Annotated in this window: 23 protein-coding genes; 9 read left to right on the top strand and 14 right to left on the bottom strand. The window is 30.1% G+C overall.

The features are described from left to right. Positions 1 to 41: 41 nt before the first annotated feature. On the top strand, positions 42 to 725 hold the full coding sequence (locus tag A4F88_RS16015; RefSeq protein WP_068843708.1) for a cell division ATP-binding protein FtsE: 684 nt from the start codon (positions 42 to 44) through the stop codon (positions 723 to 725). A gap of 11 nt (positions 726 to 736) precedes the next feature. On the opposite strand, the gene A4F88_RS16010 is transcribed toward A4F88_RS16015, so the two are convergent. Then, positions 737 to 1,573 (bottom strand): class I SAM-dependent methyltransferase, encoded by an 837-nt coding sequence (locus A4F88_RS16010; protein WP_068843639.1) that lies wholly within the window; start codon positions 1,571 to 1,573, stop codon positions 737 to 739. A gap of 113 nt (positions 1,574 to 1,686) precedes the next feature. Here A4F88_RS16010 and A4F88_RS16005 point away from each other — a divergent pair, with 113 nt between their 5' ends. Continuing rightward, the gene (locus tag A4F88_RS16005; RefSeq protein WP_068843638.1) at positions 1,687 to 2,568 is read left to right on the top strand and encodes a glycosyltransferase family 2 protein; all 882 of its coding nucleotides are present in this window, start codon (positions 1,687 to 1,689) and stop codon (positions 2,566 to 2,568) included. On the opposite strand, the gene A4F88_RS16000 is transcribed toward A4F88_RS16005, so the two are convergent. Further along, positions 2,565 to 3,656 carry a glycosyltransferase family 4 protein gene (locus A4F88_RS16000; RefSeq protein ID WP_068843637.1) on the bottom strand — a complete coding sequence of 364 codons (1,092 nt, stop codon included), beginning with the start codon at positions 3,654 to 3,656 and terminating at the stop codon, positions 2,565 to 2,567. The genes A4F88_RS16005 and A4F88_RS16000 overlap by 4 nt on opposite strands. Next, the gene (locus A4F88_RS15995) at positions 3,653 to 4,045 is read right to left on the bottom strand and encodes a sugar 3,4-ketoisomerase (protein WP_068843636.1); all 393 of its coding nucleotides are present in this window, start codon (positions 4,043 to 4,045) and stop codon (positions 3,653 to 3,655) included. Before A4F88_RS15995 ends, A4F88_RS16000 begins: the two co-directional genes overlap by 4 nt. A 90-nt stretch (positions 4,046 to 4,135) precedes the next feature. Between A4F88_RS15995 and A4F88_RS15990 the strand changes: the two genes are divergently transcribed. Continuing rightward, positions 4,136 to 5,041 (top strand): glycosyltransferase, encoded by a 906-nt coding sequence (locus tag A4F88_RS15990; RefSeq protein WP_068843635.1) that lies wholly within the window; start codon positions 4,136 to 4,138, stop codon positions 5,039 to 5,041. A 45-nt stretch (positions 5,042 to 5,086) separates the two neighbouring features. Here A4F88_RS15990 and A4F88_RS15985 read toward each other — a convergent pair whose 3' ends face one another. The 11 genes from A4F88_RS15985 to A4F88_RS15935 all read right to left on the bottom strand — a co-directional run bounded on the left by A4F88_RS15985 (position 5,087) and on the right by A4F88_RS15935 (position 16,489). Beyond that, complete coding sequence (locus tag A4F88_RS15985) at positions 5,087 to 6,550, bottom strand: lipopolysaccharide biosynthesis protein (protein WP_068843634.1); 1,464 nt, start codon at positions 6,548 to 6,550, stop codon at positions 5,087 to 5,089. Between the two features lie 12 nt (positions 6,551 to 6,562). Further along, positions 6,563 to 7,918 (bottom strand): bifunctional cytidylyltransferase/SDR family oxidoreductase, encoded by a 1,356-nt coding sequence (locus A4F88_RS15980; protein ID WP_068843633.1) that lies wholly within the window; start codon positions 7,916 to 7,918, stop codon positions 6,563 to 6,565. Positions 7,919 to 7,949: 31 nt separating this feature from the next. After that, entirely contained in the window at positions 7,950 to 9,266 is a 1,317-nt protein-coding gene (locus A4F88_RS15975; RefSeq protein WP_068843707.1) for a CDP-glycerol glycerophosphotransferase family protein, read from the bottom strand. 17 nt (positions 9,267 to 9,283) lie between these two features. After that, positions 9,284 to 9,589: a hypothetical protein gene (locus A4F88_RS15970; protein WP_068843632.1), complete on the bottom strand. Its 306-nt coding sequence runs from the start codon at positions 9,587 to 9,589 to the stop codon at positions 9,284 to 9,286. A gap of 111 nt (positions 9,590 to 9,700) precedes the next feature. Further along, positions 9,701 to 10,765 carry a hypothetical protein gene (locus A4F88_RS15965; RefSeq protein ID WP_068843631.1) on the bottom strand — a complete coding sequence of 355 codons (1,065 nt, stop codon included), beginning with the start codon at positions 10,763 to 10,765 and terminating at the stop codon, positions 9,701 to 9,703. A 64-nt stretch (positions 10,766 to 10,829) separates the two neighbouring features. Then, a complete protein-coding gene (locus A4F88_RS15960; RefSeq protein WP_068843630.1) occupies positions 10,830 to 11,816 on the bottom strand; it encodes a hypothetical protein in 987 nt (328 codons plus the stop codon). A gap of 200 nt (positions 11,817 to 12,016) precedes the next feature. After that, positions 12,017 to 13,117, bottom strand: coding sequence for a DegT/DnrJ/EryC1/StrS family aminotransferase (locus tag A4F88_RS15955; RefSeq protein ID WP_068843629.1), 1,101 nt, complete (start codon positions 13,115 to 13,117; stop codon positions 12,017 to 12,019). A 16-nt stretch (positions 13,118 to 13,133) separates the two neighbouring features. Next, the gene (locus A4F88_RS15950) at positions 13,134 to 14,111 is read right to left on the bottom strand and encodes a GNAT family N-acetyltransferase (RefSeq protein WP_068843628.1); all 978 of its coding nucleotides are present in this window, start codon (positions 14,109 to 14,111) and stop codon (positions 13,134 to 13,136) included. Between the two features lie 2 nt (positions 14,112 to 14,113). After that, positions 14,114 to 14,722 (bottom strand): trimeric intracellular cation channel family protein, encoded by a 609-nt coding sequence (locus A4F88_RS15945; RefSeq protein ID WP_068843627.1) that lies wholly within the window; start codon positions 14,720 to 14,722, stop codon positions 14,114 to 14,116. A 74-nt stretch (positions 14,723 to 14,796) separates the two neighbouring features. Next, on the bottom strand, positions 14,797 to 15,639 hold the full coding sequence (locus A4F88_RS15940) for a hypothetical protein (RefSeq protein ID WP_068843626.1): 843 nt from the start codon (positions 15,637 to 15,639) through the stop codon (positions 14,797 to 14,799). A 106-nt stretch (positions 15,640 to 15,745) separates the two neighbouring features. Continuing rightward, positions 15,746 to 16,489 (bottom strand): RDD family protein, encoded by a 744-nt coding sequence (locus A4F88_RS15935; RefSeq protein WP_068843625.1) that lies wholly within the window; start codon positions 16,487 to 16,489, stop codon positions 15,746 to 15,748. Positions 16,490 to 16,509: 20 nt separating this feature from the next. On the opposite strand from A4F88_RS15935, the gene A4F88_RS15930 reads away from it, so the two are divergent. From A4F88_RS15930 to A4F88_RS15905, 6 genes are all read left to right on the top strand, one after another. Then, on the top strand, positions 16,510 to 17,475 hold the full coding sequence (locus A4F88_RS15930) for a stage II sporulation protein M (protein ID WP_068843624.1): 966 nt from the start codon (positions 16,510 to 16,512) through the stop codon (positions 17,473 to 17,475). Further along, complete coding sequence (locus tag A4F88_RS15925; RefSeq protein ID WP_068843623.1) at positions 17,475 to 18,419, top strand: hypothetical protein; 945 nt, start codon at positions 17,475 to 17,477, stop codon at positions 18,417 to 18,419. Before A4F88_RS15930 ends, A4F88_RS15925 begins: the two co-directional genes overlap by 1 nt. Beyond that, positions 18,412 to 19,185 (top strand): DUF4129 domain-containing protein, encoded by a 774-nt coding sequence (locus tag A4F88_RS15920; RefSeq protein WP_068843622.1) that lies wholly within the window; start codon positions 18,412 to 18,414, stop codon positions 19,183 to 19,185. Before A4F88_RS15925 ends, A4F88_RS15920 begins: the two co-directional genes overlap by 8 nt. Further along, positions 19,178 to 20,383, top strand: coding sequence for a DUF4350 domain-containing protein (locus tag A4F88_RS15915; RefSeq protein ID WP_068843621.1), 1,206 nt, complete (start codon positions 19,178 to 19,180; stop codon positions 20,381 to 20,383). Before A4F88_RS15920 ends, A4F88_RS15915 begins: the two co-directional genes overlap by 8 nt. 81 nt (positions 20,384 to 20,464) lie before the next feature. Next, positions 20,465 to 21,478: an AAA family ATPase gene (locus tag A4F88_RS15910; RefSeq protein WP_068843620.1), complete on the top strand. Its 1,014-nt coding sequence runs from the start codon at positions 20,465 to 20,467 to the stop codon at positions 21,476 to 21,478. A gap of 44 nt (positions 21,479 to 21,522) precedes the next feature. Beyond that, entirely contained in the window at positions 21,523 to 22,128 is a 606-nt protein-coding gene (locus A4F88_RS15905; RefSeq protein WP_068843619.1) for a DUF3828 domain-containing protein, read from the top strand. The last annotated feature ends 1 nt before the right edge of the window (position 22,129 follow it).

Below are 22,129 nucleotides of genomic sequence, written 5' to 3'. Positions count from 1 at the left end.
AGCGTTATCTTATTACTTTTACCAATCAAATCAATTTTATTATGTCACAAATCGTACTGTCTCTTAAAGAAGTAACTATATATCAGGAAGGAAGAAAAATTTTATCTCATATTAATTTAGATGTTCAGCATGGCGAATTTATCTATATAATTGGGAAAACAGGTTCCGGAAAAAGTAGTTTCATGAAAACATTGTACGGTGATTTACCTTTAACTGAAGGTGAAGGTCATATTGTTGAATTTGATTTAGCTACGCTTAAAGAAAATGAGATTCCGTTTTTGAGACGTAAAATCGGAATTGTATTTCAGGATTTCAAATTGCTTCCGGATCGTTCAGTAAAAGACAATATGCTTTTTGTTCTTAAAGCAACCGGATGGTCTGAAAAAGAAGCAATGGAACATAAAATTGATGAAGTTCTGGACAAAGTGGGTATGAAAGATTTTTTAAACAAAATGCCACATCAGCTTTCCGGTGGTGAACAACAACGTGTTGCCATTGCAAGAGCTTTATTAAACGATCCTGAATTTATCCTTGCCGATGAGCCAACCGGAAACCTTGATCCGCAAACAAGTTCTGAGGTATTAGAAGTACTGAAAAAAATCAATGCCAATGGTAAAACAATTATCATGGCTACTCACGATTATGCTTTATTGATGAAATTCCCTTCTAAAACATTAAAATGTGAAGATGAGAGAATTTTTGAAGTGGTGCAACGTAGTGTATAAAGATTTCTATTTTAATTTTTTTCAAAAACTAAGATATCCTGAAAATCAAATAAACTGCCAGTTCCTCTATTGGCCCAGCTTCCGTATATTTTATTTTTTAATGTCAGTTTGCTTCTTTGAATCATTTGACTAAGATAAGTTTCATGAAAAGCTATGTTTGCCGAAGGAACTTTTTCATTCATCAATCTATAATTTTCTTTATTGAAAGGAAAACGAAACGATCTGTTTTCTTTTGAAATTTCGCTTTCAATCTCATCATCGTACAGAAAAAAAGTAGAAAGACATTTCCCATTTGGTTTTAGGACTCTGTAAATTTCATTGAAATAATTTTGCACTTCAAGCGGTTGCATATGAGTAAAAACCGAAAATAGAAAAACAGTATCAAATGAATTATCCGGGTAAGGGAACTTAAAATTTTCAGCTTTTTCATCCGTTAAATGATACAAATCATTATTTAATGGTATGTATTGAAACTTAAAATTTGGAAAATCTTTTGCAATATGTTCCTCACACCAACTAATTCCTTTCTTGACAACATCAAAACCTTCGTACTTTCCTGATCTTGTCAGATATTGCGTTAATGGAACAGCAACTCTCCCGATCCCACAACCTATATCCAAAACAGCGTGCTCTGGCTTTATAAAAGCATATTGTTCTAAAAGTGAAAAAAGATGTTTTCCTTGTTCAGCAAAATCACCACCTCCAATAAAAATATCCCCTTTATTAGGGACAAGTCTATTTTTAGATCTATTTCTATAATTTAAAAAATCAACTGGAAAATAGTATATCTTTCTAACCAAAAACCTTGATTTTGGAGAAATTGCATAATAAATAGATCTTAAATTCATTTTGGTTTTTGGTATATACTTTATTTTTTAGAAATTTGGAATCAATTCTAATTTGGTAACGATTTTTAGAATAAAAACATTTCCTTTACAAATATATTATAAAAAAACTTGTAATGCTTTCGATCCTTATTCCGGTTTATAATTATAATGTTTTTCCGCTAGTTGAAACTTTACATAGACAATCTTTGAAATGTAATATTGAGTTTGAAATTATTTGTTTGGATGATGGCTCTCAGAAATTTTTACGGGAAAATCAAAAAATAAATCAATTCAAAAATAGTTCATATACTATTTTAGACAAAAATATTGGTAGAAGTGCTATTCGAAATTTATTAGCTCAAAAAGCATCTTATGAGAATTTACTTTTTCTGGATGCTGATACATTCCCTGTTCATGGAAATTTTCTTTCTGAATACCTTTCACAAATTAACAACAACGAAAAAATAGTATATGGAGGTATTTTATATGAAAATTCAAAACCTCAACCAGAACAGATTTTACGTTGGGTTTACGGTAAACAACGCGAAGCTTTAACTACTGAACAACGAACCAAAAATCCTTATATTTCGTTTTTAACTTTAAATTTCCTGATCAAAAAAAGTGTTTTTTCGAAGGTAAAATTCAATGATAAAATTCCAAATCTCAGACATGAAGATACTTTATTTTCATATGAATTAATGAAAAGTAAAATTGAAGTTATTCATATTGAAAACCCTGTTTATCATTTAGGAATTGAAGACAGCAAAACTTTTTTAAAAAAATCTGAAGAATCTGTTTTAGGTTTAAAAAATCTGGTTAATTCAAATTTAATTTCTCAGGATTATGTAAGACTTTCGCATTATTTTCAAATCCTAAAAAAATGCTATCTTATTACATTAACTGCCCTTGTTTTCAAAGTTTTTAAACCTCTGCTTGTAAAGCAATTATTAAGTAAAAATCCCTCTCTTTTTCTTTTTGATATTTATCGGTTAGGTTATTATTGCAGTTCAAACTAATATTTTATAATAGATTCGAATAATGATTTCCATTGCTGCATTATCAATTCCATATTATATTTTTGAACACTTTTTTTTGCTTCCTCCCCCATTTTCATTCTCAAATTACGATCCTCTATCAAAAGAGTTAATTTTGCAACAAAAGAATCTTTATCTCCATCTTCAATTAAAAATCCGTTTTTATTATCTTGTATAATTGTTCTTGGTCCAACTGGACAATCATAAGCTACTGAAGGTAAACCGCAGGCCATACCTTCAATTAAGACCATTGGTTGTGCTTCATTTCTGGAAGTCATTACCAATATTGATGCAGTTTTATATTTATGATGAATATCTTTAACTGGGTTTAAAAAAGTGATACTTTTTTCAATTTTTAACTTTTTTACTAAGTTTAATAATTGTAAGTCGTCGTTTTGCTTACCATAAATTTCCAACAACCAGTCAGGATGTTTTTCTACAATTAATTTCCAAATTTGCAATAATCTGTCAATTCCTTTTTCATAAGAATGTCTTGCAACCGCAATAATTTTTTTTGATTCCAAATCAGAAATGGATTTTGTTTCCATCCATAAAGGGTTAGAAATTACAAATCCATTTTTAACAGACCATTCATCTAAACTTTCATTCGATAATGCTACAAAAATTGAGAATTTTGAAGCGCAATAATTTCTAAATTGATACTTGAATTTACTATAAAATCCTAAAAAAAGAGATTCTCTATATTCATTAAATCTAGAGCCGTGTGCCTCAAAAATTATAGGTATATTTGTCTTTACTAGCATGGGAATCGAAAATGATTTTAGAGCAAAATCACAAACAATTATACAGTCTGGTTTTATTGTATTAATATATTCTTCCAGCTCTCTTTTGTATAATAACAGATTAAATATTTTATTTTTTTCTAATGAGATATCATAAAATTTAATTTGCTTATTAAACTCAAAAAAAAGATTTTCATCTCCTCTATTTTGAGTAATAATACAAACCTCATAATTAAATTTTTCGATTAAATAATTGGTTTTTATTGAAAGTACTCTCTGTACTCCTCCTTCTTCATTTGCTCTTTGCGTTATATAGAGTAATTTCATTTTTTTGATTTCAAAAAATCATTATAATCTCGTAAATAATCCCCCTCATCAAAAACATCCGAAGCTAAAACGAGACAAACTGCTCCTGATGAAAAATTTTCAAGTTCACGCCATATATTGCTTTTAATCAATAAGCCTTTATCCGGTTTGTTTAAAGTGACTATTTTTTCAGTTTTACCATCTTTTAAAACCACATCAAAACTTCCTGAAATTGCAATTAAAATCTGTTGTAGCTTTTTATGAGAATGCCCCCCTCTTTTAGAAGAACTTGGAATGTCGTATAAATAGTAGATTCTTTTTATTTCAAAAGGAACAGTACCATTTTCAATTACTGCAATATTTCCTAATACATTTTCAATTTTTGGAAAATCAATCATAATTATATTCATAAGCTTATTTAAATTTTACGTTTTTTTATTAGACACTATAATTATTGATTTGCTATTTTCGTATCAAATATATAACTCTTTAAAAACAATATGCAAAATAAATTATTAGTTACAGTTATCTGTCTATGTTTTAATCATGAAAAATTTGTCATTGAGAGTTTATTTTCGGTTATCAATCAGGACTATCCAAATATTGAATTAATAATTGTAGATGACTGCAGTACTGATAATTCTAAAAAAATAATTGAAAAATGGCTTTTAAACTATCCTCAAGCTCAATTTATCTTTAACGAAACCAATTTAGGAAATACTAAATCGTTTAACAAGGCTCTTAAATCAGCAAAAGGAGATTACATATTAGATCTTGCTGCAGATGATATTTTAATTTCTAATTGTATTTCATTACAAATAAAAAAATTTACAGAAAACTCTTTTAAAAATCTAGGGGTTGTTTATGGAAATGCTGAATTGATTAACGAAAATGGCAAATTTAATTCTTATTTCTTTCCAGTTGATCATGATCTCAAAACTATAGAAAAAAGACCAATTGGTGATATTTATTTGAGTGTCATATCTGGTGGAAATAGTATTTGTTCTGTTTCTTCAATGGCTAAAAAAAAAGTTTATGATTCCTTAAATGGTTACGATGAAACACTGGCATATGAAGATTTAGATTTTTGGATACGTTCATCCCGTTTATACGAATTTAACTATATAGATAAAATATTAATTAAAAAAAGACTATCTGATAATTCTCTAACTTCTAATTTCTATGACAGTCATAAAACCTTTTTTAAAAAAATTAATTTATCAACTTATTTAATTCTAAAAAAAACTATTAGACTAAATCTAACAAGAATAGAAGATTTTTCTATTCAAAAAAGAGTACATCATGAAATAGTACACACGTTAAAAGTAAAGGCTTATAAATTATTATTCAAAAATATAGGTTTGAGAATTTGGTTATTTTGGAGAACAAATTTTAAAAAGTATTAAGATTTACTTAAATCTTAGATCTCAACTCTAAAAAAATTTTGCTATTTATTTTGTATTTTTTAGAATCTTTCTTTTTAAAATCAAAAACAATTTCCAGCCCTCTTCTAGTTCCTCTAATTTTAATACCCTGCAAATAGATAAATAAGTAACACCTCCAATTATACATCCTAGAAACAACTGAATTACCAAATTGTTAATAAAAAACAACGTAACAAAAACAGGAATAGTCATTCCTATTGTAGCAATAAAAACCGGAATCATATCTTTTAATTGCTCAATTGCACCATAACCATAAAATTTCCCTGGTAAATATGCATTTATGAGAAATGATAGAGCAGATGTAATAACATGACCAATTATAATTGCTTTTAACCCTAATGGTATTGTGATTATCAATGCCAGTATGGTAAGAGGCAGTTTAGACAAATCTACTTTTAAGAATAAATCTGACCGACCTACTGCATTTAATAAATTCATATTGATTGCACTCATAGGAAGAAATATACGTGCAAAAACCATCCATTGTAAGAGTGGAATTAAAGAACTCCATTTCTCTGTAAACAATAATATAACAATAGGTTTTGCCAGCAAAGCAATCAGGGTCATGATTGGAATAATTAGAAATGCCGACATTCTAATCATACGACTATAAACTGAAACTAATTTTACTTTATCGTTTTGTAATGATGTAAGAATAGGAAATGTGGCCTGTTGTAGAATGCTAACTATAGTTCCAGCTGATAAATCGGCAAAACTCTTTGCTCTTGTATAATAGCCTAACGAAGCTGTTGGGTAAAATTTACCTAAACAAATATTATAAACATTATTTAACAACTGAGCATACAAACCTGCCACTAAAAGTTTTGATCCATATTTAAACAATGAATCAAAAGATGTTTTTGAAAATAATATCGAAGGATTCCAACTACTTAAAAACCATAAACAAACTGATGACACAAAAGCTCCAACAAGGCTTTGAATAACCAGTGACCAAACTCCATAGTTATTTATCGCTGCAACAACGCCGAATAGTCCGCCTACAAATACCGACATTACATTACTTTTGGCAATAGATTTAAAATCGACAGCAATTGTCAATTTCGTTTTCTGAACTATTGCAGCAGCGTTAAAAAACAAACTTAAGCTTAATACTCGTATCAGATTTGTTAATTGTGGCTGATTAAAAAAAACAGATATTAAGGGTGCCGAGAGAAACAGCACTAAATAAAAAAAACTGCTTACTGCTAAATTAAATACAAATACAGTCGAAAAATCAGTATCAATTCTGTCTTGACGCTGAATTAAACCTACTCCTAAACCACTTTCAATGAAAGTTTGTGACAAGGCAATAAAGATGGCTAACATTCCTATTAGTCCAAAATCTTCTGGCAGCAAAATTCTTGCAAGTATAATACTTACAACAAATTGTCCAATCTGAACAGCAAATTTATCAACCGCAGACCAGAAAATTCCTTTTGTTGCAATTCCTTTTAATGAAGTACCTTGCATTTATTTTTTACTTTAAAGTCGTACATCAATTACTTGCCCTGTATAATCTGATAACAAAGTCTGAATACATCTTAAAGCGACCACTTCGGGTTTTAATAAAGTATTTTCAGGTTCGTTTCCAAAGTTTTTTACTCGCATTGGTGTTTGTGTACGCTCTGGATTAATGCAATTTACCTTAATTTTCAATGTTTCCCATTCTTGTGAAATTGCCTGCACAAAATTAACAGTAGCTGCTTTACTGGAAGAATAAATACTATAAAATGCTCTACCTCTGGTATATGAACTAGAAGCAAAAAACAAAATATGTCCTTTTGATTCTTTTAAATAAGGTAATGAAGCAAGAGCAATATTAACCATTCCGGTATAATTAACACTTATTGAATTCAGAATATCATCATATTTCATTGTCTCTAATGGTTCTTTATACAATATTCCAGCTGTATTGATAATAAAATCGATTTTATGTTCTACCTTAAATACCTTTTCTAAAGCTTTCTTAACTGAATCTATATTAGAAACATCAATATCATTTTCGCTTCTGGAAAAACTATAAACACGAATTCCGTTTTGCTTACCTAAATCTACAATGCTTTTTCCTATTCCATAAGCCCCTCCAAAAACAACCATAACTTTATCCGACAAAGTTTTTATCGATAGCTCAATATCTTGAATTTCAACAGAACGTAATTGAAATAATTTATCTAATAGATAAGTATCTTCAGGATAAGTTAATTTCATGTTAACCTCTTCTCCATTTACTACATAAATGTCTTCTCCAGGTAAGTATTTTTTAACCACTCCACAATCATCAGTCGCTTTAAAATTTTCATCTTTTAATGCTAACTCGTATGCTTTAGCGATAATATCCTGTCTAAAACCCTGAGGAGTTTGTCCTCTCCGCATTTTTATTCTCTCAGGAATATCAGTTATGATATCATTTTCAACTTCAATAATTGTATCTGCTGAATTTATAGCAACATCAACTGCTTTATAATGTTTTAGAGCTTTTACAACATCATTAATAATTCGCTGGCTTATTAAAGGTCGTGCAGCATCGTGAAAAATCAAATTAGCATCTTTTAATTCATGGTAAGCATTAATCGCAATGAGACTTGACTGATAACGTTCTTTACCTCCTATTAAAGTTCTTTTAACTTTCTTCCATTCATTTTTAATAATCATATCTTCTACCATAAAAAGATAATGATTATTAATAACGATAACAATTTCATCAATGAATTGATTCTTCTCAAATGCATCAACGGCATGTTCTATAACCATTTTCCCTGCAACTTTAAAAAATTGCTTAGGCAATGTTTTTTCTAATCTAATTCCAATACCTCCAGCTAAAATGACAGCTATATTCATTTACAATTCTTTTAATATAAAAAGACTAAAATTATTTAAAAACCTGATTTTCTAAATAATCCATTATATTCTGCGAAGCAGTTAAATTATTCTTTTGTATTAAATTTTGATGAACAAAATTATTTCGTCTTTCTTTCATCCAGTCATTTTCATTCAATACTATATTTTCAATAAAATCAATTAACTCTTCTTTTGTTCTGGATTGATAATGCGCATCAACAGCTTTTTTACCAAACTCACTCCATTCTTTCATTACTGCCTCATTTCTTATCATAAAAAGAGATGGTTTCCCTGTAATGAGATATTCTGCCATAAATGAGCCACAATCATGAATAAGCGCATCTGATGTTAAGAACAGATCTGCATAATCCGAATTTTCAAACTGACCATTTTGTAAATTTATCCATTCTTTATAATAGCTATCCGTTTTTTCTTTACCCCAATTTAGATCATTTTCTAATTTAATTCTTAATAATGGATGCGGCTTAAATGCTATTTGTAAGTGATCTTTATAAGTTATAGCTAATTCCAGAAATATATCATAATACTCTAAAAAATTAGATACTTTATTTAGTTCATGCATTGAATGATGTGGTGCCCATATTACTTTTTTTAAGATTGAATTCTTATTTTTCCAAACCTCATAATTTGGTACGCTATTAGTTAAAAACTGATCAAATCCCGGATATCCGGTTACAATGTTATTATTCCCTTTATTTCTTTGTTTTTCAAATGCTATCTTTTTATGAATAGGAGTTTCTGAAAAAATTCGCCAGACAAGATTATGAAATTTTAAGTTATAAAAAGCATTATAATTTGTTGTCATAACAGCATAAGGAACATAACAGGTCAAAGTACTTGAAAAATTTTTTATATAATATCTATAATCCTGTAAACCTTCATACGGATTTGTAAAAAAAACAATATCAGGTGAAAAATCCTTTTTTACATCAAAATACTCTTCCGTTTCTTTGTTATAGGTTTTTATAACATCATATCCTTTCTTTTTAAAAGCATGATAGGATTTATTCATTTCAAAGAGCATATTTTCTTTACCAAAATTTACAGCCGGGCAAACAAATATCACAGGTTCAAATCGGGGATGTTGCAACATTAAATCGAATAGTACATCGTATTTCCAAACAGATTCATGAATCAAAAAAAAGGCAACTTTTACTTTTTCTTTTTGTCTGACAATCTGAAGTGCTTTTTGGTGCTTTTTTGGTGCTTTTTTGATTTGATACAAATCATGCATTCCTCGCAAATTTGTAAAATTATAAAACTTAATAAGTGTAATCCATATTTTCTCAGGAACAAATTTCTTAATAGTTAATTTTAATTCTGTCATTTTGTGTCCCATTAAAATTAATATCTATTTAGAATTTCAACAATAAAACTAACTTCTTCCTCAGTCAAAACAGGACTTATAGGTAACCTCAAAACTTCATTACGAGTTTTATCCGAAATAAGAAAAAATAGATTATTCCATTTCAGGAAAATCTTTTGTTTGTATGAGAAAGCAGGATAATTATCATCAAAATATTTTTTATCCTTATCAAAAAGATGTTCTACTTTTAATAATCTTAAAAAAATGGAGTCGTCTGTAAAAGCTATAATAAAAACTAAAACATCAAATAAATAATTATTAAGATCAAAATCTAAAAAAGTCATTTTATAGTTTTTTCAAAAATACCACAATTTTAATAGATAGTTTAATAACAAAACTAAAATCTTATTGAAAAACATACTTCGAACTCAAAAAATCTTTAACAAAATAACTTCTTATCTCTTCTCTAATAAGATTTTAACCTGTGCTTTTAGTTCTTCAATATCTTTATGCAATTGCTCATTCTCTTTATTTTGCTGAATTACATAAAGAGTTAATTCTTCAATTTTTTCTTGTTGAATTTTGGTCATTTCTCCAAGCTCTAAACCTTTTTCTGTAATTTCTTTAGCAGAAGGTACATTGGGTAAATGACCATTTTTAGCTATATATGTTTCAACTTCTTTCAACGTAGGCAATTTATAATTTTTACTGAAAACATAATCAGCCCAAGTATTATAAACTTTTATTTCCTCAGCTCTTATTTTACCTTTTACTGATAGTCTATAAGTAGTAGAACCATCAATAAAATTTGTAGTACCAACGCCAATATTCCCCATTGATACTGTATTTCCTTCAATAAATGCACTACCGGAGCCATCTAGAAATGTTGAACCGCAAGTTCCAGCCTTAATTATTAATTTGTATTTTATATTTTCATCAGATGTTAAGCTTTCATAACTCGCACCAATTATCAATTTTGTGTTAGCATTCGGAAGGGAGGCATGACTGAAATTACAACCATCTGGTGTTGTATCTTCTAAAACTTTAAACACATTTCGTTGCTTACTATCATTTATCTCAAAACCTCCATAACCACTTGTCTGAGCATAAGATCTAAATCGCTGATTATCTGATCTGTCATCGATAGCAAACCAAAACATAGATTTTGCATTAATATTTGAGGCTGGAAAATCAAGAAATTTCATCATTCTACTATTAGCATTAACAAAGCTACCTGCTTGAAAAACGCCACATTTTAGATTTCGATCATTCAAATCAATAAAAGTTTGTCCATCGGGAAAACTTTCTCCTGAAAAAATGATATTTTTCACTTTAACATCCCCATTTACTTCCAATTTAGCTGTGGGATTAGTTGTTCCTATACCAACATTGATATTTGAAGATGGCGTATTAGAAAGTACATTTCCTCCTCCCCCTGTACCAGTACTAATTTGCGCGTTAGCCACTAATACAATTAAAAAGCAAAATATTGAATATACTTTTGTCGTAATTTTTATCATTTTTTCTTATTTATTTTTTTTAGTTTACTATTAGGACAAATCTTTTTTAAAAATATTCAGTGAATTATTTTTTAGTTAAAAGAGTTTTAATCTGAGCTTTTAACTCATCCATTTCTTTATTTTGTTGAATTAAATAAAGAGTTAGTTCTTCTATTTTTTCCTGTTGAATTTTAACCATTTCTCCAAGCTCTAACCCATTTTCTTTAATTTCTTTAGCAGAAGGTACATTTGGTAAATGACCATTTTTAACTATATATGTTTCAACTTCTTTCAGCGTAGGCAACTTGTGATCTTTGCTAAAAACATAATCTGCCCAAGTATTATAAACTTTTATTTCCTCAGCTCTTATTTTACCTTTTACTGATAATTTATAAGTTGTAGAGCCGTCAATAAAATTTGAAGTTCCTATGCCAATATTAGAATCGGTTAAAATATTTCCTTCTATTTTTGCACTACCCGAAACTACAAATTTGTGTTCTGGCAGATAATTTCCCCAATTCCCAATAACCACCCTAGAATTAGGCTTAGGAAAATGCATAAACACATTACCATTTCCATCTTCATCAATTTTCATAACTTCTGATTGTGATTTATCTGTTAATTGGAAAACGGAATTTCCTCCAGTTGTAGCATAAAATATTAGTCGATTATTATCATTTCTATCCGCTAATGTAAAATATAACATTTGTTTAGCATTAATATTTGATTGAGGAAAATCGAAAAATTGCATCATTCTTGTATTCAAATATGCAGGTCCACTTCCAACTAAAGCTCCAGCTGAAAAGACTAAACACTTATCATTTCTGTCTTGCCAAGAAGAAAAAATTGACCCATCTGGTAAAGAATTAAAAAAAAAGCCTTGCTTTCCTTTAATGTCCCCATTAACTTCTAATGTTGATGTTGGATTAGTAATACCAATACCAACATTTGTATTTGAAGATGGTGTATTTGGAAATATATTTCCCCCTACACCAGTACTAATTTGTGCATTTGTAGTGATAAAAATGAATATAAATATTGACAAAAATAAAGGAGTAAAAGATGGTTTCATTTTATTATAGTTTTTTTTTGTAGATTAATTCTTGCGAAAATATAAAATTAAACCCTATTAAATAAAATTAATTTTAAGTTTTTTTTAACTAAAATTACTTCTGAAACAAATATAGAGCCAAAAATATAGACTGCTATCAAAAACTTGTGTAACAACAATTCTTTATATATAGCTCTCAATATATTTCAACAAAATTTAAACTAATACTTATTAACAACTTCAACAACAAAACCAACTTCTTCCTCAGTCAAAACAGGACTTATAGGTAAACTCAAAACTTCATTATGAATCTTTTCCGTTACAGGAAATGATAAAGTATTCCATTTTGAAAGTGCTTTTTGTTTGTGTGGCGGAACTGGATAATGAATCATTGTCTGAATACCATTATCCGATAAATAAGATTGTAGATCATCCCGATTTTGAGTTCGGACAACAAACAGATGAAAAACATGATTATTAGAAAAATCCCAAAACGGAAGGGCTATTTTATCATTTTTTATTTCTGATAAATAACGCTTTGCAATGGCGCGACGTTTATCATTATCAGCATCTAAATTAGGTAATTTTATATTTAAAAAAGCGGCCTGAATTTCATCTAATCTCGAATTGACTCCAATATGTTCATTGTGATATTTTTTTTCGGAACCATAATTACGGAGCGAAACCAGCACTTTTGCTAACTCTGGATCATTTGTAGTAATTGCTCCGCCATCTCCTAAAGCTCCAAGGTTTTTTCCGGGATAAAAGCTGTAAGCAACACTTGATTTTAGATTGTTGATTTTAGATTTCAGATTACTTTCTGATCCATGCGATTGTGCAGCATCTTCAACTATTAATAGACTATTACGATTAGCAATTTGGGTGATTTTGTCCATTTCAGCCAATTGCCCGTATAGATGAACCGCTAAGATCGCTTTTGTTTTTGGAGTTATTTTCTCCTCAATTAAATCCGGATTGATATTGTAGGTTTCTAATCTTGGTTCTACCAAAACCGGAATTAAATCTGCCTGTAAAATAGCCAAAATACTGGCAATATAAGTATTTGCAGGAACAATGACTTCATCACCTTTCTGTAACTTCCCTAATGCTATATATCCTTTAAAAATCAGGGTCAATGCATCAAGACCATTACCTACTCCAATACAGTAATCAGTTTTACAATATTCGGCAAAAGCTTTTTCAAAAGTTTCCACTTCTTTTCCTAAAATGTACCAGCCATTCTCTAAAACAGCTTTCAATTTTTCCTGAAAAGCGGTTTCATAGGACATGTTCATTTTTTTAAGATCCAGAAATGATATCATTTTCTTTTTTTAATTATTACACAAAAATATCATTTAACTTGGTATAATTAGCCGTTTCTAATTCATAGAAATCATGAATTATGGTACTTGCCCCAAAACTCTCTTTCCAATACGATAATCCTTCATTAAGATTTCTCCCTTGATTTTCATTTGAGATTCCAAAATCAAAAAATCTTTTCTGTGCAAATCGTTCCTGGATCAGATAATGATACAAATAATCTAAACTTCCCAGATTTTCCTGATTTTCATTTTTTGAGATATACTGACAATGAGCTGTTGTATCCGTTTCGAAAACAGTAGTTCCTGCCACAATTTTATCTTCTGAATAAACGTTAAACTGATGAATGTTTTGAGGAAAATGCGTCTTTAAATAATGTATCTCTTTTACCGAGTGTACCGGATTTGCCTGATGTTTTTTATTCAGATTCGGGATTAAAACTTCATTCCAAAACGACTCAAAATGTGTCTCTTCTTTTATAATTAAGTGATTAGAAGCTCCTTTTTGAAAGCCTCTTTTTCTAATTTTTGACATCACATTTTCCTGTGATAAATCGATTACAGAAAGTGAATCTCGACGTACCAATTTTGCATCGGTTAAAAATAAAGCATACAAAATTTCTTCTGCAGGCTTTAGTTGATAAATAGAAGGAAGTGTTTTTAAATGTAATTTTTGAATATCATTTTCTTTCAAAAAAAATAATATTGCCTGAAAAATTTCTATAACCGCTGCCTGTTTTGTTTGCTCTTTATAAACTAAACCTCCATAAGTTAACCCTTGATGCGAATAGATTATTTCTCCAACCTTATTGGCAGGTATAACACTTATAAGCTTTTGATCTTCGAAAACTAAAAGCGAGAAATCTGTAAAACGATCTGCATGATATTCCATAAAATCACGATGGAATAAAAACGTAGCATTTTTTGCCTGTCTTATAAAATCATTCCAAATTTTACGATCTTTTGTGTGGTATCTTTTTACAGTATATTGGGTCATCTTTATTTTACTTTGTGCTCAAATGCCGGTAAATACCATTTGAATTTTACTGCCATGAGACGAACTGTAATAATGACAATTGAAGTTACTAAATACAAAATATCATTTTCTAAATTGAGTTTTTTAAGTACAAAAAATACTATTCCGCCAAAAATACAAATGGTAGCATAAATTTCTCTTCTGAATATAGTTGGGATTTCGGTACATAAAATGTCTCGGGTAACTCCGCCAAAACAAGCCGTCATGGTTCCTAAAGCAATACAAATTACAGGATGTAAACCAATCATAATGCCTTTTTCAAGGCCAATTAAAGTAAAAACGCCTAGCCCGATTGTATCAAATAAGAATAAAGAAGTTCTCAGCTTGTCGAACTTTTTTCTAAAAAGAATAGCCAATACAAAACCCAGAATAATCACATAAACATATTGCAAATCCAACATCCAGCCTACGGGCGTTCTGCCAATCAAAACATCACGAAGCGTTCCGCCACCTACTGCTGTTACAAAAGCAATAATAAAAACTCCAAACGGATCCAGCTTTTTATGCATGGCTGTTAAGGCTCCGGACATTGCGAAAGCCATTGTACCAATAAGATCTAATAAATGAAACATTTTTTTATTTTTAACAGGTACAAAGGTACAGAGATGCTAAGGTTAAAAGATAAAAATCGGACTTTATCTTAATATTATTTTTTAACGTAGATTGGGCTTCTTTTCAATAAATAAGTAACAGAATCTAACCAACTATCCTTTACAGCTAAAAAAGGCTTACGTGTATGAGAATATATTTTGGATCCATTTTTATACATATCAAAATAAATAGTATAGTAATAATAAGTTTGAGTATTAGCAGTGGTTGTCGAAACCTCATTGGTTTTAACCTTTTTATTATTGTCACTTACTTTTGCATTTCCGCTGTTGTAAGTAGTTGCAGTTGTACCTGAACCTACTGTATAAGAAACTTTTACTGCTACAATATTATCAACTCCCAGTATTTTTTCAAGATCTTCAATTGGAGTATCATCAATATTTTTATAATCAATTCCTGCCTTATGCAGTAAACTATTTGTTACTCTTAAATCCTGAACTGTTAACGGAGAAATATTTTCAGATTTATCTAATAATTTATTATAAAGATCATTTTGAGCTAACTTTGCCATTTCTTCAGAGCTGTCCTGATTCTCAGAATTAACATAAGAAACCGGCAAAACAGCAATGGTATTAAGCTTCATTTCTCCAGAAGTAATTTCCTGATCAGAATTGTTTTGAGCAGAATTAGGTATCGAAACATCAAAAGTTTGTGTACGACCGCTGGCAAAATCAATTTTAGCAATTTGGGACACATCAAGTGAAATTTGAACTGTTTCGCCCGGTAAAGAATATTCTACCGTTTTATCCGATATTTTAGCAATAGTACATTCAATAATCTGATAATCTCTTTTAATGATTTTATCCAGTTTTTTTCCGCCTTGAGCGAAAGAAAAAGCAGAAATAAACAATAGTAGTAATACAGTAATAAATTTCTTCATGCCAATTGTTTTTGTAATTCGTTTTTAACTTAACTCTCAGGTATATCTTTTAAATAAAAAAGACAAATTGCTAACATTTAACTTATTAAAGATAAAGATACTTTATTTACATGTTTTGCGTATAAAAATTATAGTCTTTTAAAACTACTCTTAAAAAATCATTATTATTTCCTGATTGATTTTTGATACCCGTAACACTTTCAATTTTCGCAACCAGTTTATGAATCATTTCATGATCATTTTTAGCAAGTGCATTTTGAAATGTTTCTTTGATGATTCGCATATCATTATCAGATAATTTAATTACCAAGGGATAAGTAGGCACGTATGAATCTCCAATTTCCTCGAGAATGGTATGACTAATATTTATTTTATTTCTTAAGGTAATGACAGCAGTTCCTGCTACCATATCTCCTAATCGCTGTCCTTTCTGACTCGAAATTACCGTTACCAAAGCTACAATTCCGCCAAGAATGGAAACATCAACCAGTCTAAAAAACCAGCGCATTAAATAATCTCCAAAACCGGCCTGATATCCATCTATTTTAACGACTTTTATCTTGAGTAATTTTTTGCCAATTGTCTGACCTTCAAAAATACTTTCTAAAGTAAGAGTGTAAATAAAAAAAGGAAAATACAACATCAAAAAAATTGCTCCGGAAGACCATGCATCCATGTTAGCGAATAATTTATCAAAATGCAGCCAATAAAAAAAGATAAGCCAAATCACGATTACATAGGCTATTTTTATAGCAAAATCAATAAAATAAGAACCTATTCTCTCCCCTACAGAAGCGGTGATAAAATTTATTTTAACATTTTGTGTTGTATTAATAGATAATTCTGACATATTTTATACTTTAGCCTACAATGAGAGAAGTTGCCTTCATAAAACAAAATAAAGAAAAATGGCTGGAATTTGAGCTAGCTATTTTTGGTAAAGCTAAAAAAAATCCTGATGAGTTAGCTAATTTGTACATTCAAATGATGAATGACTTATCATATGCGCAAACATATTATCCAAAAAGTAAAACAGTAATTTACTTAAATCATCTCGCTTCGCAGATTTATCAAAAGATTTACAAAACTAAAAGAACCGAAAAAAATAAGTTCTTAGAATTTTTTATAACAGAAGTTCCATTACTGATGTACGAGTACAAACGTTATCTCATGTATGCTTTTGTTTTATTCTTTATCACTGTGGGTATTGGGGTAATTTCGGCGCGTTACGATTCGAGTTTTGTACGCTTGATTTTGGGCGATGGTTATGTCAACGAAACCTTAGAAAATATTAAAAAAGGCAATCCAATGGCCGTTTACGGATCCGGAAGTAACTGGGGAAGTTTTATTGGTATTACGATGAACAATCTGTATGTAGGCGCAAGATGTTACATTTATGGCGTTTTTGGCGGACTTGGTACTTTTTACATTTTTCTTCAAAACTGTATCATGCTGGGATCGTTTCAATACTTTTTTTATGAGCAGGGCGTTTTCTGGAAAAGTGTTCGCGGAATCTGGATTCACGGTTCCATGGAGATTTTTGCTATTGTAATTGAAACTACTGCCGGATTTATTTTAGGAGCTTCGATACTTTTTCCTAAGACATTTTCAAGAATGAATTCTTTTAAAATTGGTTTTAAAAATAGTTTTAAAATTTTTCTGAGTACATTTCCTTTTACTATTAGTGCAGGATTTCTTGAAGGCTTTATCACACGATATTCGATTGATATGCCTAATTGGTTAAGCAGTTTTATTATTTTATTTACTTTAGGAATAATTTCATTTTATTATTTAGTTTATCCTTTTATTGTTCACAAAAAAACAACTTCATTATAATGTTCGAACTTTACAAAAAACGAGAATTAGGTGACTATATATCAGACACTTTTGGCTTTTTCAAATCCTTTGGAAAACACTTTTTCAAGATTTTTTTTGTCATAAACGGAGCTTTCTTACTTATTACAGGTGCTCTTGTATATTGGTTTTTAAGAGTTAATTTCCAGTTTCTATCCCAAAATAATACTGCAGATCCAAATCAGGTTTTGTCTTATTTTGATAACCAGTATCCAATCGTTATTGGCTGCATCGTTATTTTTGTACTTGTTGCATTGGTTTTATCCTTATTTAATTCTGCCTATCCAATTTTATATTTAAAACTGATAGAGAGAAACAACACCAACGATTTTACGCTGGAAGACATTATGACCAGTTTTAAACAAAATCTCTGGAAGATCATAAAGTTCTGTATCGGGATGATCTTTATTGTTGTTCCGGTTTTATTTATTGCGATTATCATAATGTTTTTACTTTGCTTTATTATTGTTGGAATTCCCTTAATTCTAATTTCTATTCCAGCTTTTTTCACCTGGATGAACCTTAGTTTTTATACTTATTTAACAGAAGATAAAGGCTTTTTCGAATCTATAAATCATGCTTATGTATTGTTAAGACAAAATTTCTGGAATACAATTGCTACCACTTTTATCGTTATGATGATGATGCAAATGATACAGGCATCCATAACCATGGTTTTTTATTTTGCCGGAATATTTATATTTTTTGTATCCGCAGTAAGTACTTCAGATTTTGCAACAAAACCATTTGAAGGTTCTCCTGTATTACTCGCTTTTATTTCATTGATTTTTGTTTTAATATTTGCATTGAGCTATATTTTTAATAATGCATTAATGGTAAACCAGGGCATTATCTATTATAGTTTAGGAGCTGATGATAAAACTTCGAATCGTGAAATTGAATTAATTGGAAGTGATAATGAATAGAATTGTTATCATTTTATCTTTTATTTTCTTTTCTGGTATTACCCATGCTCAGGATTCTTTGGCTGTAGCCGAACCACCTAAAATGTCCACTGTAAAATATACGGAGAAAGACATAAAAGTTGATTCAGCCACCGTAGGAGTAAAAGCCTTCTCTAAAAATTTCAAAAAAAAATATACCAATCCGGATTTTGTTTACGAGTACAAAGCTCCTGAAAAAGGTTTATGGCAGCGTTTTTTAGAATGGCTGGGCAGTATTTTTAAAGATTGGTTTAGTTTCGAAAGCACAGAAAGTTCTATTAATTTTGTTTCAATCCTGCTAAAAACATTAGCCGTACTCATTATCATTTTTGTTATTTACCTCATTGTAAAAGCATTAATCAACAAAGAAGGACAATGGATTTTTGGAAAAAACTCAGGCAAAAAAAACATCTATTATTCTGATATCGAGAAAAACATTCACCTTCTTGATTTTGAAAAACTAATAAAAGAAAGCATCCAGTCCGGAGAAAAAAGAGTTGCTATTCGTTATTATTATTTGTGGCTGTTGAAAGTTATGGCACAAAATCATTATATCGAATGGGATATCGAAAAAACAAATTCAGATTATTTATACGAACTTCAAAGACCTGTACATAAAGAAGAGTTTACTTATTTATCTTATTTGTACAACTACATTTGGTATGGCGAATTTGAGATCGATGAAACCACTTTCAAAAAGGCCGAAAACAGATTTAAGAATGCCATAAAAACCTTTAGCAATGAGTAAAACACTTAAAATTTATATTGCTGTTCTGGTTTTTATTCTGGCCATAATCTTATTAGCCGATAACGATCAGCAAAAACCTATTGACTGGCGTCCTACATTTTCTGTCAACGACAAGATTCCGTATGGATTATATGTTTTTGACAAAGAAATTAATGGTTTCTTTAAACATCATAAAGTAGAGCGAATTTCAACCATTACACCTTATGAGTATTTAGATTCAAAATATAATGAAGATACACTGGTTGAAAATTATACTATCAAAGGTAACTTCATAAACATCTCTGAAAAAAATACGATTGATGATCAGTCCATTAAAGAGATTTTTTATTTTGTATCGCACGGAAACAATGCTTTTTTAAGCATGAAAACCTTTCCTAAATATTTATTAGACAGCTTAAAAATTGAACTTAATTCAGATTTTGTAAGCAATGGCAGCACATTGGTATGGCTGGCAAACAAGAAATTCAAAAACAAAAAATATAATTTACCGCAAACCATTGGCGATTATTTCACAAAAATTGATACAGCAAACACCACTGTTTTAGGATATCAGAATACAAAATCAAACAAAAAAAATGTCAACTTTATAAAAGTACCTTACAGACAAGGTTATTTTTATCTGCATACAGATCCTCTGGCTTTTACCAATTTCCATTTGTTAAAAGGAAATAATTACCAGTATGCCGAAAGTCTCTTGTCTTACTTACCTAAAGAAGATGTTTTTTGGTATACCAAAGGACAAAACAACGAAACTATTTCTGAGTCACCATTACGTTATATTTTAAGTCAGCCCGGATTAAAATGGGCATGGTATTTCTTTTTAATTGGAATGCTGATTTTTATTATTTTTAATGCCAAACGAAAACAACGAATTGTCCCGATATTAAAACCATTATCCAATTTGACGGTCGATTTTACCAAAACCATTGGAAACCTGTATTATCAGGAAGGAGATCACAGCAATATAATTGATAAAAAAATCATTTACTTCTTAGAAAAAGTAAGAACAGAATATTTAATCGATACCACAAAACTTGATGATCATTTCATTCAAAAATTACATCATAAAACAGGAAAAGAGATTACCGACATTCAGGAACTTGTATTTTTGATTAACGAACATCGAAAAAGCTATCACGGCAGTCTTGAAGAAGATCTAATCCGAATTAATAATGCCATAGAAAAGATTTTGCATTAGATAAAAATATAAGCATAGATTAAAATCATTTTAATCTATGACAGGAAAACCAAAATTATTCAAAAGAAAACATACCAAAACATGGACGATATCAATACAACAGAAACCGAAATCACAAATGAAAATGTAAATTTTCAAACCAGAATAAATTTAACACCGCTTTTAGATCACGTTACTGCCATAAAAAAAGAGCTTGAAACCGTGATTGTGGGACAACATAAAATGGTCGATCAGCTTTTGGTTGCTATTTTATCAAATGGCCATGTTTTGCTTGAAGGAGTTCCCGGAGTTGCTAAAACTATCACGGCCAAATTGTTGTCTAAAACCTTAAATATTGGCTTTAGCCGAATTCAGTTCACACCGGATTTAATGCCTTCAGACATTTTAGGAACTTCTATTTTTAATCTGAAAAGCTCAGAGTTTGAGTTTAAAAAAGGCCCGATTTTTTCCAATTTAATTTTAATTGACGAGATCAACCGTGCTCCAGCCAAAACACAAGCCGCACTTTTTGAAGTAATGGAAGAGCGTCAAATTACAATAGACGGATCAGCCTATCAGCTTGAAACACCGTTTTTGGTAATTGCAACCCAGAATCCAATCGAACAAGAAGGAACCTATCGTTTGCCTGAAGCACAATTAGACCGTTTTTTATTCAAAATCACTATTGATTATCCAAAACTGGACGAAGAAATCTTAATTATCCAAAGAGAGCATTTATTGCAGGACCATGGAAAATTAGAAGCTATAAAAACCATTCTTTCAGCAGAAGAGATAAAACAATATCAGGCTTTAGTAAAACAAATCAGAGTCGAGCAAAACTTACTCGAATACATTGCCAGAATTGTAGTCAATACCCGCGAAAACGCCTTTTTATATCTGGGAGCTTCGCCTCGTGCCTCAATTGCCATTTTGAATGCTGCCAAAGGTTTTGCAGCCATTCGCGGACGTGATTTTGTTACTCCTGAAGATATTAAGGAAGCCGCAATTCCGGTACTTCAGCATCGTGTAATTGTTGCTCCTGAACGTGAAATGGAAGGTATTGCAAGTCCTGAAATCATCAAACAAATTATTGAAACTGTAGAGATTCCAAGATAGTATTCAGTCTCTGCTTTCAAAACCAAAACATTAACTTCTGTTACATGAAATTTTATAAATTATTTTTCCTGTCCTTCATCTGGATTCTACTTGCTGGTTTTAAACCGGTAAACACAAGTTTTGCGTCTGCAAAGTCAATTTACTTTGCAAGCGATAAACAACAGCTGGAAACCTTAATCAGGAAAACCTATGAATGGATTGAAACCAAAAATTTAGTCAGTGATTTTGATCCTTTAGAAAATAAAAAAGGAACTCAATATGTGGGCGTAAATTTAAAAGCGCATAATAAAAAATTGAGCGAGTTAAAAAATTCTAACTTTTTTTCGCAGCAATTTCTGGACAATTACAACAAAATTGCCTTGGCGATTGATACCAATCTAAAAAATAAAAAAATGGAATGGCTTGTTGGAGACCTGCCCCCATTTGGAAACGATTCAAATCCCTGGTGCAACTGTCAGGATTATCCAGATGATTATTGGAAAACATTGACCATTAATAATCTTAAAATTGACAAAAACGAAGCAATTTTTAACTGGAGCTGGTCTTTAAAAGACAATTTTAAATACAAAGTAAAAGCTGTCAAGGAAAATGGAATCTGGAAAATAGCCTATTTAGAAGGTTTTGATTTTAAATCCTATACCCAATTTTAAA

It is taken from the genome of Flavobacterium chilense (genome assembly GCF_001602525.1).
Taxonomy (GTDB): domain Bacteria; phylum Bacteroidota; class Bacteroidia; order Flavobacteriales; family Flavobacteriaceae; genus Flavobacterium; species Flavobacterium chilense.
The sequence above is the reverse complement of the archived record's forward strand: the minus strand, read 5'-3'. Positions and strand labels throughout refer to the sequence as shown.